This is a genomic window from Streptomyces sp. NPDC050674, from assembly GCF_040654575.1.
Classification (GTDB): Bacteria; Actinomycetota; Actinomycetes; order Streptomycetales; family Streptomycetaceae; genus Streptomyces.
Map to the genome: position 1 here is coordinate 136,890 of NZ_JBFAIG010000005.1, position 18,421 is coordinate 155,310.

An 18,421-nucleotide genomic window follows, 5' to 3' on the forward strand; every position below is an offset into this window, starting at 1 on the left:
GGACGGCGGGACGCGCGGTGGATCGGCCAGGACCGCCGAACCGGGCCACCGGGCCACAGAGCCCCCGGCCGCCGGGCTCGTCTCAGCCCGCCGCCACCGCCCCGGCAGCCCCCGGCGGGGCCGCGAAGCTCGCCGTGCCCGCGGACTCGGCGGGGTCGGCGGGGCTCGGCGGTTCCGGGTGCGGCGGTTCCGGGTGCGGCGGTGCCGTCGGGTCGGTGGCGGCCGCCGGAGACAGCCGGTGGACGTCGCGGGCCGTGCCCGTGACCCCGGAGAGGAAACCCTGGGCGCGGGGGGAGGCGTTCTCGGTCAGCCAGGCCGGGTCGATGTCGCACACGGCGACACGCACCTGCGTGCCGGACAGGGCGAGCGGGAGGGTGTGGACGACCGTGGAGGGGAAGCTGAGGATCGTGCGGCCGATGGGGCCGCGGCGGGCGATCAGTTCCAGGGGAAGCTCGGGGCGGACGATCTCCAGGCCCGTCTCGACCGCCAGGCGGTGCAGCTTGTCGGTGCTCTCGCGGCGGTGGGCGAAGTAGCGCGTGGCGCCGTGGGCCGCGGCCAGGGCGCGGACGGCCTCCAGATAACGGCCGTCGTCCACCACGCCCGTCTCCACCAGGGACGTGCCGACCATGTCCGCTCCCTTGGTCAGGCGCGGCGGGCCGAAGCGAGCCCGGGTCCAGGCGAACGCGTTGGCGCTCACCGTCACGCCCGTCGGGGCCTCCTCCATCGGCATGGAGGAGAAGATCTCGATGCGGCGGCCGTCGCCCGGGCTCAGGCGGCGGCGCGCCGAGGCCGACACCGGCGCGAAGAGGACGTCCCTCGGGCCGGGGCGGCCGCCCTTGCGGTGCCAGCGCACCAGGCGTTCGCCCCGGGCCAGCTGCCCGACGAACTCCATGGTGGCCGTGCCGTCGTCGACGACGACCAGGTCACGGGCGCGGGTGATCGTCAGCAGCAGCTGGACGTAGCGGGAGAAGGGGTCCCCCAGCACGACCCGGCTCGCCCCGCGGAGCAGGCCGGTCAGGCCGCCGATGGTCTGGAAGGGCGCCAGCGGACCGCCGCGCGCTTCCTCCCAGCGGACCTCGTGCCCCTCGTCGCGGGCCAGGTCGGACATCCGTCGCAGCTGGCCGCGCGTCATCGGGTCGACGGGTGACAGCACCACGAGGGTGAGCCCCACGCCGGGGGCATGCGCGTGCGCCCACTCCAGCACGTTCAGCAGCTGTACCGGGCTCTCGACGAAGGCGAGAGTGTGGGGGCCGGCGTTCCCGGCGCGGGGGCTCATCGACGTACGACCGTCCCGTCGTAAGGGGGGTTGTGGGGGTGGTGCGTTCAGACGCCGACCGGCTCGCCCGCGGCCGTGGCGATCTCCGCCTCGGCGACCACACCGCTGACGCGGCGCAGCTTCTTCATCGGGCCCAGCTCGGACTCGTAGACCTTCTTGACGCCATCACCGAGGGAGGCCTCGATGGTGCGGATGTCGCGGACGAGGCGGGTCAGGCCCTGCGGCTCCACGGAGGCGGCCTGGTCGGAGCCCCACATGGCGCGGTCGAGGGTGATGTGGCGCTCGACGAAGGTGGCGCCCAGGGCGACGGCGGCGAGGGTGGTCTGCAGGCCGGTCTCGTGGCCGGAGTAACCGATCGGGACGTTCGGGAACTCCTTCTCCAGGGTGTTGATCACCCGCAGGTTGAGCTCCTCGGCCTTCGCCGGGTAGGTCGACGTGGCGTGGCACATCAGGATGTTGTCGGAGCCGAGGACCTCCACCGCGTGGCGGATCTGCTTCGGGGTCGACATGCCGGTGGAAAGGATCACCGCGCGGCCGGTGGCGCGCAGGGCGCGCAGCAGCTCGTCGTCGGTGAGCGAGGCGGAGGCGACCTTGTGGGCGGGGACGTCGAACTTCTCCAGGAAGGCGACGGCCTCGGTGTCCCACGGGGAGGCGAACCAGTCGATGTTCTTCGACTTGCAGTAGTCGTCGATGGCGCGGTACTCGTCCTCGCCGAACTCCACGCGGTGGCGGTAGTCGATGTAGGTCATCCGGCCCCAGGGGGTGTCGCGCTCGATGTCCCACTGGTCGCGCGGAGTGCAGATCTCCGGGGTGCGCTTCTGGAACTTCACCGCGTCACAGCCGGCCTCGGCGGCGGCGTCGATCAGCTTGAAGGCGTTCTCGAGCTCGCCGTTGTGGTTGATGCCGATCTCACCGCAGACGTAGACCGGACGGCCCGGGCCGACCTCGCGCGAACCGAACCGGCGGATACGGGAGTTGGTGCTCATGGCAGAGATGTCCTTACTTGGTGAGGGAATCGAGAGAGGGGCCGAGGATCCAGCTGGCGATCTCTCGGATCGCGCCGTCGCCACCGGGGACGGTGGTGACCGCGCGTGCGGCGCCGCGCACGACGTCGTGGGCGCTCGCGACCGCCACGGGCCAGCCCACGAGGGCGAAGCACGGGAGGTCATTGACGTCGTTGCCGACGTAGAGCACGCGCTCCGGCGCGATGCCCTGCTCCTCGCACCACTGCTTCAGCGCGAGGTCCTTGCGGTCGATGCCGTGCAGGACCGGGAGCTTGAGCTTCCGGGCCCGGGCGGCGACCACAGGGTTCTGTTCCGTGGACAGGATGAGCATCTTCAGGCCGCTGTTGCGCAGGGCCGCGATGCCGAGTCCGTCCCCGCGGTGCACGGAGACGAACTCCCGTCCGTCGGAGTCGACCAGCACCCGGTCGTCGGTCTGGGTGCCGTCGAAGTCGAGGACGACCGCGTCGATGTCGTCGGCGGTCGGGAGCGAACCGGGGCGGTCCGCGTCGAAGAGCGGGGCCAGCGCCCTGGCCCGCGCGAGGTCGTGCGGGTCGTCGACCTCCAGCACCCGGGCGGGGTCGGTGCGGACCAGTTCGGTGCGGCCGAAGAAGCGGTGCTGGTGCTTGCGGAAGCCGGTCGCCTCCATGGCGTAGGCGGCGCCGGTCTCCAGCAGGTCCTGGGGGCGGTCCTGGCGGCGGGGCCGGAAGGACTTGTCGTGGTTGACGCCGTAACCGCCGCCGGTGGCGGCGTCGTTCTCCGCGACGGAGCCGGCCACGGCCTCGTCGTCGGCGTCGCGCCAGATGAACCCGTGGAAGGGCGCGACGGTGACGGCGGTGTCGGCGCCGTTCCCGGCGATCGCCCCGGCGACTTTGTCGATGTCCTCTCGGACGAGGAACGGGCTGGTGCACTGCACGAGCAGGACCACGTCCACCGGCGCCCCGTGCAGGGCCTCGTGGGCGTCCATGGCGTGCAGGACGGCGGCCTCTGAGGTGGCGGTGTCACCGGCGATGGCGGCGGGGCGCAGCACGACCTCGGCGCCGGCCTCGCGGGCGGCGGCGGCGATGGCCTGGTCGTCGGTGGAGACCACGACGTCGGTCACCAGCCGGGCCGCCCGGCACTCGCGCACCGCCCGGGCCACCAGCGGGACGCCGCCGACGGGCAGGAGGTTCTTCGCGGGGACGCCCTTGGAGCCGCCGCGTGCGGGGATCACCGCGAGCACGCGGCGCACGGAGGCGCCTTGGCCGGCTTCCGGTCGGGACATGGGGTCTACTCCTTGGGCAGGGGTCTCGGGGCGGCTCACAGCTCGCCCATCCGCCGGATGACGGGCGCCACGCGCTGCACGCCGTGCCGGTAGGCGCCGCGCGCCGCCCGGCGCACGATCTGCCGGACCGGTCCGGGCTCCTTGTCGGCGGCGGGCGCGCCGGGCAGGGGGGCGCCGTCCGGGCCGAGGTGGTGGCGGGCGAGGATCCCGGGCAGATAGCCGGGCGCGGTGACGGGGGTGTAGTACGGGGCCAGCGGGGGCAGGCCGCCGGGCCGGGCGAGCAGCTCGGCGATGCGCTTGCCGGCCGCGTCGAAGGCGAAGTCGTAGCTGCCGTCCGCCACGACGCCCTGCCGGGCGACCCACTCCTCGTCGGGCGTGGGCCGGTGTCCGGCGTCGAGCTGGTCCCAGGAGGCGAGGCAGCCGGAGCCCACGAAGTGGTGGTTGCCGAGCGACTCGCGGATGCCGAGGTCGCTCAGCACGACGGTCGGGATGCGGCGGTGCAGCGACTCCAGGGCGGCCGTGGAGCTGACCGTCACCAGCAGGTCGGTGCGGTCGAGGACCTCGCCCATGTTCCCGTACACCAGGCGGAAGTTGGCGGGCGGATCGAGGCGCTGCACCAGCTTCTGGTACGGCAACTCCTCGATGTGGGTGGTGTGTTCGCCCGGCTTGGAGCGCAGCTTCAGCAGCACCTCGCGCTCGGGGTGCCTGCGGGCGTGCCGCACCAGCCGGTCCAGCAGGTACATACGGTCCCCGCGGCTGTCGGGGACCGAGGGCTGGGCGGCGAAGACGACCGTGTAGGGGTCGTGTTCCCCTTCGTACGGTGCACCGCCGAGGAAGGGCAGGGCGACCTCCGTCACCGAGGAGGCGTCGGCGCCCACGCCCTCGTAGACGGCCCGGAAACGGTCGGCGTCCTGGCGGGAGTTGGCGAGGACGAGGTCCGCGCCGTGCCGCAGCAGCAGGCCGTCGGCGAGCTTCTCGTAGACGACGCCGACGTAGCCGGTGACGACGACGGGCCGCTCGGCGCGGTTCTCCCAGACGCGTGCCAGGCCGTGCAGCATCGCCTGCACACCGCCGCCGACGAGGGAGAGGACCAGGACGTCGTAGGTTCCCCCGGCCATGGCGCGCAGGAACTCGACGGCGGTCACCTCCCGCAACGAGTCGGCGTGTACGCCCACTTCCTCCAGCTGGCGCGGGGTGGGCGTGGCCCGGCCGCGCAGCAGGAAACCGTCGACGAGGGGGCCGGCTTGCGCGTCTTCACGCGGTGCGGCTTCCATGGACGGTCGCGGGGCGATGCGGTCCGCGGTCAGCGCACCCCATTTCCATCGGGTGTCACTGTCCGCGAGGACCGCGATGCGCGGGCGCTTCGGTGTACTTACTGGCACGTCGAAAACGCTAGGAAGCGAATGCTAGGTATGGCGGAACCCCGACTCAACGAAAAGTTAACAACAGCCCACTGAGAGCCGAACTGGCCTGCCGGAAGGCGGGAAGTACACGCGGTGCACCGTTCTGACACACGGAGTTCACCCGGTGTACCCGCAGCGGAAAGTTCCGCTGCCGGGCGGCCTCCTAACGTTTTGCGGGTGCCTAAGCTTTCCGTGATCGTGCCGTTCTACAACGTGCAGCAATATGCCCCGGACACCCTCAGAAGCCTGCGGTTGAACGCCGACCGCGATTTCGAGTTCATCCTGGTCGACGACCATTCCAAGGACGAAACTCCGGCCATTCTCGAACGAGCGGCCGAGGAGCTTTCGGATGTCGCCCAGGTGCGGTACATCCGCCACGAGCACAACGGCGGGCTCGCCACCGCGCGCAACACCGGCCTGGACGCGGCGCAGGGCGAGTACCTGACGTTCCTGGACGGTGACGACTGGCTGGCCCCCGGCTATCTCACCGAACTGGTGTCCGCGATGGAGGACTTGGGGTGCGACTTCGTGCGCACCGACCATGTGCAGGCCACCGCGCGCGCCCGTTCCGTGCACCGGGTCCCGGTCGGCCGCCGCTGGGAGGCGTTCGACCCGCGGGAGGCGATCCTCCCCGCCCACCGCTCCACGTCCGTCGACTACGCCTACGCCTGGGCCGGCGCCTACCACCGCCGCCTGGTGGACAAGGGCGTGCTCCACTTCACCGACGGGCTGCGCACGGCCGAGGACCGGCCGTGGATCTGGAAGTTGCACCGCGAGGCGGAGTCGTTCGCCGTGGTGAGCCTGCTGGGCGTGTTCTACCGGCGTGGCGTGGCCTCGTCCCTGACGCAGATCGGCGACGTCCGCCAACTCGACTTCATCCGGGCCTTCGACCAGGTGATCGAGGAGACGGCCGCGGACCGGGACGCCGACCGGCTGCTGCCCAAGGCGGTGCGCACCTACTGCGCGATCATCGCCCACCACCTCTCCAACGAGGACCGGTTCGAACCGGCCGTGGCCAGGCAGCTGCGGTCGATGAGCGCGGCGGCCATCAAGCGCATGCCGCAGGACGCACTCTCCGAGGCACTGGAGGCCATGGACATGGACCGCTCGTCCAAGCTGCGGCGGCTGCGGCGCCGGGTGACCACGACGGGAGCGGCCGCCTGATGCCCGGGACCACTCAGATCTTCTGCGCCTCGACGCTGTACGGCGTCGCCACCCTGGCCGCCGCGATCGACTCGGACCTCTTCGAGGAGCCGGACCGCCGGGTGCTGCTGGTGTTCAACAACACCACGACCCCGGAGATCACCCCGGCCCTCGACGAGATGCCGGGCTTCGCGCCGCTGCGCGAGCACTTCGACGAGGTGCTGTCCTGGAACGAGGCCATCCGCCCCTTCCACCCCGGGGCCTGGACACCGCGCTCCGACGACATCCCCCTCTTCGAGCGCTACCTGCGGCTGCTGTGGGGCCTCGGCGACGACCGGGTGAGCCTGGTGCTGGAGTCCATCCAGGTGGCGCCCGCCCTCACGGTGGCCCAGTTGTTCACCGACGCACCCATCGACGTCTACGCCGACGGGCTGATGAGCTACGGCCCCACGCGCAACAAGCTCGACCCGCTGGTCGGCACGCGCGTACGGCGGCTGCTGCACCTCGACCTGGTGCCGGGGCTCACGCCGATGCTGCTGACCGAGTTCGGCGTCCCGGCGCACCTGGTGCCCTCGCCCGCGTTTCTGAAGGTGCTCGGCGAGGTCACCGAGGCGGTGCCCGAACTGCCGCACGTGCCGGGCGACTCGGCGCTGCTGCTCGGCCAGTACCTGTCCGCGCTGGACATCCTCTCCCCCGAGGAGGAGGAGGACCTGCACGTGCGGATGATGCGGGGTGCCGTCGCCCGTGGCCACCGCACGGTCGTCTTCAAGCCCCATCCGAGCGCACCGGCCCGCTACAGCCGCGCCCTGGAGACGGAGGCCGAACAGCTCGGCGTGGACCTCACGGTCCTGGACACGCCGGTGCTCGCGGAGGTGCTGTTCGACCGGGCCCGGCCCGCCCTCGTCGTCGGGTGCTTCTCCACCGCGCTGTTCACGGCCTCCGCGTTCTACGACCTGCCGGCCGCCCGCATCGGGACCGAGCTGCTCCTGGAGCGGCTGACGCCCTATCAGAACAGCAACCGCGTCCCCGCCACGCTGGCGGACGCGCTGCTGCCCGGCCTGGAGAGCGACACGGCCGGTGACGTCCTGCCGGCCGAGCGGCTGTCCGGCCTCCTCACGGCCCTCGGGTTCACCATGCAGCCGCAGATCTACCCGGAGCTGCGCCCGCAGGCCGAGCAGTTCCTCACCCGGCACCTCGGCCCGCGCACCCGGCGCTACTTCAAGAAGCGCCGCCTCACCGCGCTCGGGCTGCCCGGTGGCATCCCGCAGCGGCTGGCGTTCCTGCCGCGCAACTCCACGGCACGCCGTGTGGTCCGGCGGGCCCGGGCGCTGCGCAAGGCGGTGGGCCGCTGAGCCACTCGGCCCGGCGGCCCGCCCCGGCGACATCCAGGTGAACCCATGGAGACCGGCAGGAGAAGCCTGTCGCCATCGAACACGATTGCGTCAACTTCCGTCCTAGGGTGACAGGCGCCCGCCCACAGGCGGCTCGGGCAAAGGACATACGAGCCACACAGAGGTATCCAGCGTGACCGAGACGGTCGTCAGCACCCACAAGCCCCGGCCCGGCGTCGCCGTGCCGGTCGAAGAGCCGGGCGCCACGACCGTCCCACGGCGCCGAAGGGATTCCGGCGGGCGGTTGCGCGCCCTCGACGGACTGCGGCTGGTGGCGGCGCTGATGGTGGCGCTGTACCACTACGGCGGACGCGGCGGCGAGGTCGCCCAGGCCTGGGGCACCTCGCCCAAGGACCAGTTCCCGACCCTGCACTCGCTGTTCGCCTACGGCTGCCTCGGCGTCCAGGTCTTCTTCGTGATCAGCGGGTTCGTGATCTGCATGAGCGGCTGGGGCCGTCCCCTGAAGTCGTTCTTCGCCTCCCGCGCCTCCCGGCTACTGCCCGCCTACTGGGCGGCGGTGCTCCTCGTCACGGCGGTGTTCGCGCTGCCGATGGTGGCCTACAAGGCCGTCTCGCCCAGCGACGCCCTGGTCAACCTGACCATGTTGCAGATGCCGCTCGGCGTGGACCGGGTGCTCGGCGTGTGCTGGACCCTGTGGGCGGAGGTCCGCTTCTACGCCCTGTTCGCCCTGTGCGTCGTGCTGCCCGGGGCGAACCGCCGCCGGGTCATCATGTTCTGCGCGGGCTGGACGCTGGCCGCGGTGATCGCCGAGAACGCGGACATGCCGCTGCTCGACATCGTCCTGATGCCCGAGTACGCGCCCTTCTTCATAGGCGGCGTCGGCCTCTACCTCGTGCACCGCGACCGGCGGGACGTCTACGGGTGGGGCATCGTGGCCGTCAGCTGGCTGATCGGCCAGCACTACGCCGTTCAGGCGCTGTGGCACGCCCCCGACCCGCAGGCCTTCTCCTACCGCTCTGCCTTCGGGATCATCGCCGTCGTCACGTTCGGCTTCGTGGCGGTCGCCGCGATCGCGCTGGGTCTGCTCAACCGGGTGAACTGGCGGTGGCTGACGGTGGCGGGCGCCCTGACGTACCCCTTCTACCTGGTGCACGAGCATCTGGGCTGGGTGGTGATCCACGCCCTGCACCGCGGTCTGGGACTGGCCTCCGGGGTGACGTTCGCGCTGACGGTGGCGTCAATGCTGCTGCTGGCGTGGTTGCTGCACAAATATGTGGAGAAGCCGCTGACGCCCCGACTGCGGTCGGCGCTGGCGAAGGCCCCCTGATCCGTTCACGGGACGTTCAGCCGGCCGTCGTCTCGGGCACCGCTCAGAGAGAAGGCTCGCCGCATGAACAACGCACAAGCGACCGACAAGCACCCCGGCGAACTCGCCGACGTCCCGGGCTGGTTCCCCGCGCTGGACCAGATGCTGTTCACCTGGTTCCTGGACCGGCAGACGGCGGCCGGGACCAAGGGTGACCTGCTGGAACTCGGCGTCTACATGGGCAAGAGCGCGATCCTCCTCGGCCGGCACCTCCAGGACGGCGAGCGGTTCACCGTCTGCGACCTGTTCGAGGGCGAGGCCCCGGACGGGGCCAACCAGGCCGAGGCGGCCATGTCGTACGCCTCGCTGACCCAGCAGGCGTTCGAGCGGAACTACCTCTCCTTCCACGACACCCTGCCGACGGTGATCACCGGTCCCAGCTCCCTGGTGTCCGAGAAGGTGGCCCCCGGCACCTGCCGCTTCGTCCACATCGACGCCTCCCACCTGTACGAGCACGTGTACGGCGACATCGGAGCGGCCCACGACATCCTGCTGCCCGGGGGTGTCGTGGTCCTGGACGACTTCCGTTCCGAGCACACCCCGGGTGTCTCGGCCGCCGCGTGGGAGGCGGTCCTCAACCGCGGTCTGAACCCGATCTGTCTCAGCACGCAGAAGCTGTACGCCACCTGGGGCGACCCCGAGCCGCTCCAGGAGGAACTGCTCCGAACGCTGCGGGAGCGCTCGGACGTCGGGCTGAGCGTGCAGGAGGCGGCCGGGCACCGGCTGGTCCGGACCCGGTCGCGGGGGATGAAGCCCCCGCCCTTCCCGCGCTCCCGGCACTACGTGGAACCCCCGGTCGTACCGGCCCCCGCCCCGGCCCCCGCCGCCGAGGCCGGTGCCTCGCGCCCGGCCCGTCCCGCCCCGTCCCGGCTGCGCCGGCTCGCGAAGGACCTGCTGCCGCCCGTGGTCACCCGGGCCGTACGGCGGGCCCGCGGGAAACGGCCCTGACGCGCCCCGGGCGCGTCAGGAGACCCCGTAGCGCGCCCCGATCCCGGCGATCATGAGGGCGAGTCCCTCCTCGAAGTGCCGGTCGTAGTCCTCGAAGATCTCCGCGCCCGCCTGGGCCGACAAGGGGAAGTCGGTCATCAGGCGGGCGCGTTCGTCCATGTCGTAGCCCTCGCGGCGCTCGTCCGGCAGTGGCCGGACGCCCTGCTCCTCGGTGACGAAGCCCAGCGTGTACAGGTACGCCGTGGTGAGCGCGCGGGCCGCCTGGGCGAGGGTGAACCCGGCGCCCGTGAGCAGGCGCAGGTTGTCCTCCATCGGTCCGGCGTGCTCGATGCCGGTGAAGCGTGAGCCGCTGAAGACCTTCGCGCCGTCCCGGTAGCCGAGCAGGGCCGCGCGCAGGCCCCGGTTGGCCTTCAGCAGCCGGTCCTGCCATGTGTCGGACGGGTCGAGAGCGGTCCCGGCGACCATCCGGCGGAACATCTCCGTCGCCATCTCGTCGAGCAGCGCCTGCTTGTCCTTGAAGTGCCAGTAGAGGGCGGGCGCCTTCACGTCCAGCTCGCGGGCGATGGCCCGCAGGGTCAGTCCGTCAAGGCCGGTGTCGTTCAGCAGCCGCAGCGCGGTGTCCGCCACCCGGCGGCGGTCCAGGGGCTCACGTCGTTCCGTGCTCACGCTTGACAACTTAACACCGTTAAGGCGACGCTCGTGCGGCGGAGCTACTTAACAGCGTTAAGGAGGGTGACCCATGAACAGGGACACGGACGTACTGGTGGTGGGCGCGGGCCCGACGGGTCTGGCGCTCGGCATCGACCTGGCCCGGCGGGGCGTGGCCGCGCTGGTCGTCGAGAAGGCACAGGCGTTGTTCCCCGGCTCGCGCGGCAAGGGGATCCAGCCGCGCACGATGGAGGTCTTCGACGATCTGGGGGTGCTCGGCGCGATCCGGGCGGCGGGCGGCACCTACCCGGTCGGGATGATCTGGCAGGACGGCCGGCGCGCGGGCGAGCACCGGATGTTCGACCCGGCCGAATCGAGCGAGGACGCGCCCTGGAACGAGCCGTGGATGGTGCCGCAGTGGCGCACCCAGCAGATACTGCGGGAGCGGCTGGAGGAGCTGGGCGGGGAGGTGGCCTTCGGCCAGGAGGTCGTCGGGCTGACGCAGGACGAGGACGGGGTGCGCGCGGTGTCGGCCTCGGGCGAGGTGATCACCGCCCGCTACGCCGTCGCGGCGGACGGCGGCCGTTCGACCGTGCGCCGGCTGCTCGGCATCGGCATGACGGGCGAGACGGTCGACCCGTACCCGACCGTGGTGGCCGACGTCCGGATCAGCGGCCTGGACCGCGACCACTGGCACCTCTTCCCGCCCGGCCGGGCCGGCGACGACTTCCTCGCGATCTGCCCGCTGCCGGGCGTCGAGGACTTCCAGCTGGTGGCGCGGTTCCCGGAGGGGACGACGCCGGACCTGTCCCTCCAGGGCATACGGAAGGTCGTCGCCGCCCGCTCGCACCTCGCGCCGGAGTCCGTGACGGAGTTGTGCTGGGCCTCGGACTTCCGGCCCCGGGCGGCCCTCGCGGACCGCTTCCGCTCCGGGCGGGTCTTCCTCGCGGGCGACGCGGCGCACGTGCACTCCCCCGCGGGCGGCCAGGGCCTCAACACCAGCGTCCAGGACGCCTACAACCTGGGCTGGAAGCTGGGCGCGGTGCTGCGCGAGGGCGCGGACGCGTCCTTGCTGGACTCCTACGAGGAGGAGCGCCGGCCCGTCGCCGCCGACGTGCTCGGGCTGTCCACCCGGGTGCACCGCGGCGAGACCCGGCGCGGCGAGGCGACCCGCCAGCTCGGCCTCGGCTACCGGGAGTCGTCGCTCACCCTCGAGACCCGCCCCGGCCCCGGCCCGCTGCGGGCGGGCGACCGCGCTCCGGACGCGACGGTGGCCGGCGTCCGGCTCTTCGACGCCTTCCGCGGCCCGCACTGGACGCTGCTGGTGCTGGGGGACGCGCAGGCGCCGGAGCCCGGCGGGCGGACACGGGTCGTCCGGGGCCCCGCACCCGGCGCGTACGGGCCCGGTCTGTATCTCGTCCGCCCGGACGGCTACATCGGCTGGGCGGGCGCCACGGCGGCCGGACTCCCGGAGTATCTGGCCCGCTTCGGCCTCCGCTGACGCGGATGCGCGGGGCGCGGGGGCGCTACGAGCTCGCCAGGGACAGCTTCACCGCGAAGCCCAGGAACAGCGCGCCCGCCGCCGAGGTCGCCCCCGCGGACAGGCTCCTGCGGCGGCGGAACGCGGCGGCCAGCCGGGTGCCGCCGAAGATCAGCGCGCTCAGGTAGAGCACGCTGGCGGCCTGCGCGAGGGCGCCGAGGACGACGAACGACAGCGCGGGATGGGCGTACCGCGGGTCCACGAACTGCACGAAGAAGGCGACGAAGAACAGGATCGCCTTGGGGTTGAACAGGCTGACGACGAAGGCCCGGCGGAAGGGCCGCTCCTCGGCGGTTGCGGGAGCCTCGCCCCCGGCGGACCGCTCGGCGCGCGTCCGCCACATGCCCCACGCGGCTCGCAGCATGCCGACGGCCAGCCAGGTCAGATATCCGGCCCCCGCGTACTTCACCACGGCGAACAGCACGGCGTTCGCCTGGAGCAGCGAGGCCACCCCGGCCGCGGACAACGTCATCAGCACCGCGTCCCCGCACCACACTCCGGCCGCGGCCGTGTATCCGGCGCGCACGCCGCGGCGGGCGGCCACGGACAGCACGTACAGCGAGTTGGGGCCGGGCAGCAGGATGATCAGGACGAGGCCCGCCAGATAGGTGGGCAGATCGACGACACCGAACATGCGAAGGAGTGTCGCACGCGGGCAGGGCGGCCGGACAGACGCTCACCCGGGCGCTCCGCGGGCATTCCCCGGGCCCTCCCCGGACGTTCCCCCGACGGTCAGAAGGCGTCCGACGGGACGTGTGTCCCCCACACCTCGCGCAGCGCGCCGCACACCTCGCCGACGGTGGCCCGGGCCCTCAGCGCCTCCTTCATCGGGTAGAGGACGTTGTCCTCGCCCTCGGCCGCCTTCTTCAGCGCGGCCAGCGCGGTGCCGACGGCCGCCTGGTCGCGCCGTGCGCGCAGTGCGGTGAGGCGTTCGGCCTGCCGGGCCTCGATGGCAGGGTCGACGCGCAGCGGTTCGTAGGGTTCCTCCTCGTCCAGGCGGAAGCGGTTGACGGCGACGACGACGCGTTCGCCGGAGTCGGTCTCCTGGGCGATGCGGTAGGCGTTGCGTTCGATCTCGTTCTTCTGGAAGCCGCGTTCGATCGCCTCGACCGCGCCGCCGAGCTCTTCGACCCGGTCCATCAGCTCCACGGCCGCGGCCTCGACGTCGTCGGTCATCCTCTCCACGGCGTAGGAGCCGGCGAACGGGTCGACGGTGGCGGTGACGTCGGTTTCATGGGCCAGGACCTGCTGGGTGCGCAGCGCCAGGCGGGCGGACTTGTCGGTGGGCAGGGCGATGGCCTCGTCGAAGGAGTTGGTGTGCAGCGACTGCGTGCCGCCCAGCACCGCCGCCAGTCCCTGCACGGCGACCCGGACCAGGTTCACCTCCGGCTGCTGGGCCGTCAGCTGCACCCCGGCCGTCTGCGTGTGGAAGCGCAGCATCAGCGACTTGGGGTTCTGCGCGCCGAACTCCTCACGCATCACCCGGGCCCAGATCCGGCGCGCGGCACGGAACTTGGCGACCTCCTCCAGGATCGTGGTGCGGGCCACGAAGAAGAACGACAGCCTGGGCGCGAAGTCGTCGACGTCCATACCGGCCGCCACCGCCGTCCGTACGTACTCGATGCCGTCCGCGAGGGTGAAGGCGATCTCCTGCGCGGGCGAGGCCCCCGCCTCGGCCATGTGATAGCCGGAGATCGAGATGGTGTTCCACCTCGGCATCTCCGCCCGGCAGTACTTGAAGATGTCCGCGATCAGCCGCAACGACGGCTTGGGCGGGAAGATGTAGGTCCCCCGGGCGATGTACTCCTTCAGCACGTCGTTCTGGATCGTGCCGGTCAGCCGGTCCGCGCCGACGCCCTGCTCCTCCGCCACCAGCTGGTACATGAGCAGCAGCAGGGCCGCCGGGGCGTTGATCGTCATCGACGTCGACACCTGGTCCAGCGGGATCCCGCCGAACAGCACCCGCATGTCCTCCACCGAGTCGACCGCCACGCCCACCTTGCCGACCTCACCGTGCGCGATCGCCGCGTCGGAGTCGTGCCCCATCTGGGTGGGCAGGTCGAAGGCGACCGACAGACCCGTCGTGCCGTGGGCGATCAGCTGCCGGTAGCGGGCGTTGGACTCCGCCGCCGTACCGAACCCCGCGTACTGGCGCATCGTCCAGGGCCGTCCGGTGTACATCGACGGATACACGCCCCGCGTGTACGGATACGCCCCGGGCTCCCCCAGCTTCTCGTCCGGTTCCCAGCCCTGGAGGGCCTGCGGCCCGTAGACCGGCTCGATGGGCAGTCCGGACTCCGACTCACGCGCCATGGTGGGTGCCTCCCGCGCAGGTGTGACCTCGCTCACCACCATGCCCTCTGGTTCGCGACCGGTCACGCCCGGGGAAGCATCTCAGGTGACATCCGGGCACGCCGGTGAGACGAGCGGGGGACCGTGTGCGTAGTACGGGCATGGGGAGAGCGTTCGCAGCGGGAGTCGCCGTGCTGGCCGCGCTGACCGGTTGCACCGTGCAGGCTCCGGACGGCGAGGGCAAGGGCCGCTCGCCGGTCCACATCGACCTGCCCGGAACCCCGGCCCCGGCCCGCACACCGGACGCCGGTGACGGGGTGCCGGAGACCGTGCCGCCGTCCGGGGACGACAAACCCGGCGCCGCCCCGGCCCCGCCCCGCGTGCTGTGGTCCCGGGGCGACACCGGCCGGGACGTCCGGGAGCTCCAGGCCCGGCTGCGGCAAGTCGCCTGGTTGTTCGAGGGGCCGACCGGGACGTACGACGAGCCGACGGAGCGGGCGGTCAGCGGCTTCCAGGGCAAGCGCGGGCTGCCGCGCACCGGCGAGGCCGACGCCGTAACCTGGCAGCGGCTGCTGCGCATGACGCGCGAGCCGGGCCGCTGGGACCTGTATCTGATGGGCGGCCAGCCGGCCGACCCGCCGGACGCGCGCTGCCGGACGGGCCGGGTGCTGTGCATCGACAAGACCAGCCGGACGCTGCGCTGGATGATCGACGGGCGGACGGTGTCGACCATGGCGGTCCGCTTCGGCTCGCAGTACACACCGACCCGGGAGGGCGTCTTCTCCGTCTACTGGAAGTCCCGCGACCACGTCTCGACGCTGTACGACTCGCCCATGCCCTACGCGATGTTCTTCAGCGGCGGCCAGGCGGTGCACTTCTCGGCGGACTTCGCGGCCCGGGGCTACGCGGGCGCCTCGCACGGCTGCGTCAACGTACGGGACGAGGCGGCGATCGCGGAGTTGTTCGCGCAGGTCCGCGACGGCGACAAGGTCGTCGTGTCCTGGTGACGGCCGGAGAAGGGAGTAAGGGGCGCGGGCGGGACCGGGGGAACGTGTCCCGCCCGCGCTCGGTGCACGAGCCGTAGGTACGGGGGGAACCCCGGCTCCGTGCGACGGCCGATGACCAGTCGGCTCACTCATTACTGCGCCGGGACGCCCGAAAGTGTCACACCTGTCTCGGCGAGTTTTACGCGGACCACGAAACCGCAGGTCACAGCGTCGGGCAGGCGGTCTGCCTACCGGCCGTGGCCCGCGCCGCCCCCGCCGTCGCCCTGCTTGCCTGCCTGCCCGCCGGCCTTCTTCCCGGGGTTCTGCTCCCCCTGGGAGCCGGCCTGCCTGTCGGCCTTGTCCTGGTCACGGTTCTGGTCACGGCCGTGGCCGCCCCGGCCGGCGCCAGCACCGTTGCCGTTGCCGTTGCCGTTGCCGTTGCCGTTGCCACCGTTGCCCTGGCTGTTGCCGTGGCCCTGGTCGGTGCGCTCGTCGTTCTCGCGCTGCGAGCGGGGATCGGCCGGGGACAGGACGCCCTGGCAGTACGTCCACACCCGCGAGCCGCCCGCCGCCTCCCGCAGGGCGCGTCCGCGGTCGGCGTCCAGCCGCTTGCCGTCACGCAGGTCACGGCAGGCGGAGGCGATCGCGCCGTGATCCTCGCCGGAACGGCCCGCCCCGTCGCCGGAGTCCTGCTTCCGGCTCCCGTCGCCGTCCGGCTCGTCGCGGCCCCGGTCGTCCGCACCGCCCGTCGAGGTGCCGTCCGGGGCACCCTCGGGGGTGGTTCCGCCCTGCACGTCATCGCTGGGCGAGGGCGACACCAGCGGCCGCTCGCGCGGGGTGGCGTCATCCGGGACGGAGGCACCGGGCTCGGGCTCGTCACCGTCGAACGGTGCCCGCAGGACTCCGGTTCCGGCCGCGACGGCGACCCCGCCGACCATGCCGACGGTCAGCACGGCGGCCAGGGCGAGACGGACCGGGCGGGCCTTGCGAGGCCGCCGGGCGGTGCCGGAGCCGCCGTCGCCGGAGCCCTTGAACCGGACCAGGCCGCCGCCGGTGACCCCGGGCGCGTCCTGTCCGACGGCGGCCGCACGGGCCGCGGCCGCGTCGGCGCGTTCCGCGCGGGCCTTGCGGAACGCGGCCATCGCGGCGGCTTCGCCGGGGAGTTCATCGCTGGTCAGCGGGGGTGTGGCGGACAGCGCGCCAAGGGTCCTCGCCAGGTGTTCGGCTCGGTCCCGGTCGGCGCCTTCGACAGCTTCGAGTGGCTCTCCGCTCAGCAAACGCTCCGCCGTTTCGCGGTCCAGCCACCTGTACTGCTCGTCGGCCATCACACATCCTTCTGCGTCCGCGTAACGCTACGCGTCACACCTGCGGACGTCACCGCGCCGCCGCGCGGTTCTCGCTGAGGCGGCAGGGCGTCGAGCACCCCGGCCGATTCCGGATCGGCCTGCGGATCGTCGCCGAGCAGTTCGGCGAGCCGCTTCAGGCCCCGGTGCGCCGCCGTGCGGACCGCGCCCGGGCGCTTGCCGAGCGTCTCCGCGGCGGTCTTCGCGTCGAGTCCCACCACCACGCGCAGGACGACCGCCTCGGCCTGGTCCTGGGGCAGCCGGGAGATGAGGGAGAACGCGCCGTCGGTGGCGAGCGCCTCGATGGCCTCGCCGGCGGTGTCGGACTCGGCCGCCCGGCCGGTCAGTTCGGTCTCGTCACCGCCGATCGCGGGCCGGCGCCCGCGCATGCGTATGTGGTCCAGCGCGCGATTGCGGGCGATCCGGGCGGCCCAGCCGCGGAACCGGTCCGCGTCGCCGGTGAACCGCTCCAGGTCGCGGGCTATCTGGAGCCACGCCTCGGACGTCACGTCCTCGGCATCGGGGTCGCCGACCAGCGTCCGTACATACCCGAGCAGCCGCGGATGCACGGTGCGGTACACAGTCCGGAACGCGTTCTCATCGCCGTCCTGTGCCGCGCGCACCGCGGCGGTCAGCTCCGCGTCGTCCCCCAGCACCGCGCGCCCTTCTGCGCCTGAACCGGCGCCGCTTCCGCGGACCGGGTTCTCGCCGTCGTGGTTGCTCAATTGGTGGTTGCGGTTACAAGGCCGCAGGTGGTTGCGGTGGTCTTGCCGCCTTCGCCGTTGGCGCGAATGGCACGTTACGACCTGAAACCACTCCCCGTCCATGTCCGCCCGGGATGCAACCAAGCCGTGACGCGGCGGGGTGTGACAGAAAACGCACGCCGGGCGCTGTAGGGAGTACGGGCCGCCGCGCGGCCCGTGCCGCGCGACGGCCGGGGCCTCTCCTGTGGGGGGTGGCGGCCCCGGCCGTTGCCATGGCGGGCACCGGCGGATCAGGGCAGCGCTCGGCCCCGACGGCCCGCCCTCACGGAAACCCCTTACGGATGGCGGCCGTTGGACGGGGAGCGCTTGCCGTCGCTGCGGCTCTCGCCCGCGTCGTCGCCCGACCCGCCCTTCCCGGCGTTGCCCGGCTGGTCGCCTCCGCCGTTGTTCGCGGTCGCGGAGTCCTCGCCGCCGGCGGGATCGCCGTTCCCGGAGCCACGGCTCGTCTTCTTCGACTCGGTCAGGCGTTCGGCACAGTACGCCGTGACGTTCCTCTCACCGCCCGCGGCGGCCACGAGACGCTGCCAGGCCGGCGCCTCCAGGGCCTTGCCGCGTCCCCGGGCCTGCTCGTAGGCACGGCAGTGCGCCTCGGTGTCCCGGGCCGGGGCAGGCCGGTCCGGGCGGGCCGGGGCCGAACCGGTGCCGCTGCCGGGGCTGTGGCCGCCGCGGGACGGCTGCCCGGCCGGGGCATGCGGGGCACTGCTCGAAGCGGGCCTGCGCTCGGGGGCGTCCGCACGGCCCTTCTCCGGTGCCCCCGCCACGCCGATCACCGCCACGGCGACACCGCCCAGCGTGAGACTGGCGAACAGCACGGAGAGCGTCGTACGCAGAGACCGGCCCGGACAGCGCCGCTCCCGGGCACGCCAGTCGTCCCGGCGGCGGCCGCGGGCGCGCAGGACACCGGCGTCCCGGGCGGCCCGGAAGGCGGCCACGGCCCGCTGTTCGGCCTCGGCGTCCACCCCGTCCCCGACGAGGGAGGCGAGGAGCAGCGCCTCGATGTCGGAGTCCAGGAGGGCGTGACGGGAACCACGGCCGGAAAGCCCGCCGTCGCTGCGCCGTTCACCCATGTCCGTATCCGTCCCTGCTCGATCCGCT

The 18,421-nt window shown here is 72.7% G+C and carries 16 protein-coding genes; 6 read left to right on the forward strand and 10 right to left on the reverse strand.

Annotation, left to right across the window (positions count from 1 at the left end; translation table 11 throughout):
- Window positions 1–82 precede the first annotated feature (82 nt).
- From AB0I06_RS10975 to AB0I06_RS10990, 4 genes are read right to left on the reverse strand one after another with little or no spacing between them, the layout of a single operon-like run.
- Entirely contained in the window at window positions 83–1,276 is a 1,194-nt protein-coding gene (locus tag AB0I06_RS10975) for a hypothetical protein (protein WP_363118465.1), read from the reverse strand.
- Window positions 1,277–1,323: 47 nt separating this feature from the next.
- Entirely contained in the window at window positions 1,324–2,262 is a 939-nt protein-coding gene (locus AB0I06_RS10980; protein ID WP_363118466.1) for an N-acetylneuraminate synthase family protein, read from the reverse strand.
- Window positions 2,263–2,275: 13 nt separating this feature from the next.
- Window positions 2,276–3,541, reverse strand: coding sequence for an N-acylneuraminate cytidylyltransferase (locus tag AB0I06_RS10985; protein WP_363118467.1), 1,266 nt, complete (start codon window positions 3,539–3,541; stop codon window positions 2,276–2,278).
- Window positions 3,542–3,576: 35 nt separating this feature from the next.
- On the reverse strand, window positions 3,577–4,923 hold the full coding sequence (locus AB0I06_RS10990; protein ID WP_363118468.1) for a DUF6716 putative glycosyltransferase: 1,347 nt from the start codon (window positions 4,921–4,923) through the stop codon (window positions 3,577–3,579).
- Window positions 4,924–5,121: 198 nt separating this feature from the next.
- Between AB0I06_RS10990 and AB0I06_RS10995 the strand changes: the two genes are divergently transcribed.
- From AB0I06_RS10995 to AB0I06_RS11010, 4 genes are all read left to right on the forward strand, one after another.
- The gene (locus tag AB0I06_RS10995) at window positions 5,122–6,108 is read left to right on the forward strand and encodes a glycosyltransferase family 2 protein (RefSeq protein ID WP_363118469.1); all 987 of its coding nucleotides are present in this window, start codon (window positions 5,122–5,124) and stop codon (window positions 6,106–6,108) included.
- Complete coding sequence (locus AB0I06_RS11000; RefSeq protein WP_363118470.1) at window positions 6,108–7,439, forward strand: alpha-2,8-polysialyltransferase family protein; 1,332 nt, start codon at window positions 6,108–6,110, stop codon at window positions 7,437–7,439. Before AB0I06_RS10995 ends, AB0I06_RS11000 begins: the two co-directional genes overlap by 1 nt.
- A gap of 220 nt (window positions 7,440–7,659) precedes the next feature.
- Window positions 7,660–8,766, forward strand: coding sequence for an acyltransferase (locus AB0I06_RS11005; RefSeq protein ID WP_363118639.1), 1,107 nt, complete (start codon window positions 7,660–7,662; stop codon window positions 8,764–8,766).
- A 63-nt stretch (window positions 8,767–8,829) separates the two neighbouring features.
- Window positions 8,830–9,753, forward strand: coding sequence for a class I SAM-dependent methyltransferase (locus AB0I06_RS11010; RefSeq protein ID WP_363118471.1), 924 nt, complete (start codon window positions 8,830–8,832; stop codon window positions 9,751–9,753).
- 15 nt (window positions 9,754–9,768) lie between these two features.
- On the opposite strand, the gene AB0I06_RS11015 is transcribed toward AB0I06_RS11010, so the two are convergent.
- Window positions 9,769–10,419 carry a TetR/AcrR family transcriptional regulator C-terminal domain-containing protein gene (locus AB0I06_RS11015; protein ID WP_363118472.1) on the reverse strand — a complete coding sequence of 217 codons (651 nt, stop codon included), beginning with the start codon at window positions 10,417–10,419 and terminating at the stop codon, window positions 9,769–9,771.
- A gap of 73 nt (window positions 10,420–10,492) precedes the next feature.
- Here AB0I06_RS11015 and AB0I06_RS11020 point away from each other — a divergent pair, with 73 nt between their 5' ends.
- The gene (locus AB0I06_RS11020) at window positions 10,493–11,902 is read left to right on the forward strand and encodes an FAD-dependent oxidoreductase (RefSeq protein ID WP_363118473.1); all 1,410 of its coding nucleotides are present in this window, start codon (window positions 10,493–10,495) and stop codon (window positions 11,900–11,902) included.
- A 25-nt stretch (window positions 11,903–11,927) separates the two neighbouring features.
- Here AB0I06_RS11020 and leuE read toward each other — a convergent pair whose 3' ends face one another.
- Together leuE and AB0I06_RS11030 are read right to left on the reverse strand one after the other, a co-directional pair.
- Entirely contained in the window at window positions 11,928–12,575 is a 648-nt protein-coding gene (gene leuE, locus AB0I06_RS11025; RefSeq protein WP_363118474.1) for a leucine efflux protein LeuE, read from the reverse strand.
- A gap of 98 nt (window positions 12,576–12,673) precedes the next feature.
- A complete protein-coding gene (locus AB0I06_RS11030; RefSeq protein ID WP_363118475.1) occupies window positions 12,674–14,254 on the reverse strand; it encodes a methylmalonyl-CoA mutase family protein in 1,581 nt (526 codons plus the stop codon).
- Window positions 14,255–14,394: 140 nt separating this feature from the next.
- Between AB0I06_RS11030 and AB0I06_RS11035 the strand changes: the two genes are divergently transcribed.
- Window positions 14,395–15,240, forward strand: a complete 846-nt coding sequence (locus AB0I06_RS11035; protein WP_363118476.1) for a L,D-transpeptidase family protein — start codon at window positions 14,395–14,397, stop codon at window positions 15,238–15,240.
- Window positions 15,241–15,467: 227 nt separating this feature from the next.
- Here the strand turns inward: AB0I06_RS11035 and AB0I06_RS11040 are convergent, their stop codons facing one another.
- From AB0I06_RS11040 to AB0I06_RS11050, 3 genes are all read right to left on the reverse strand, one after another.
- Complete coding sequence (locus tag AB0I06_RS11040) at window positions 15,468–16,544, reverse strand: hypothetical protein (RefSeq protein WP_363118477.1); 1,077 nt, start codon at window positions 16,542–16,544, stop codon at window positions 15,468–15,470.
- Window positions 16,544–17,218, reverse strand: a complete 675-nt coding sequence (locus tag AB0I06_RS11045) for an RNA polymerase sigma factor (protein ID WP_363118640.1) — start codon at window positions 17,216–17,218, stop codon at window positions 16,544–16,546. The genes AB0I06_RS11040 and AB0I06_RS11045 overlap by 1 nt, the downstream gene beginning before the upstream one ends.
- A gap of 383 nt (window positions 17,219–17,601) precedes the next feature.
- Window positions 17,602–18,393 (reverse strand): hypothetical protein, encoded by a 792-nt coding sequence (locus AB0I06_RS11050; protein WP_363118478.1) that lies wholly within the window; start codon window positions 18,391–18,393, stop codon window positions 17,602–17,604.
- Window positions 18,394–18,421 lie beyond the last annotated feature (28 nt).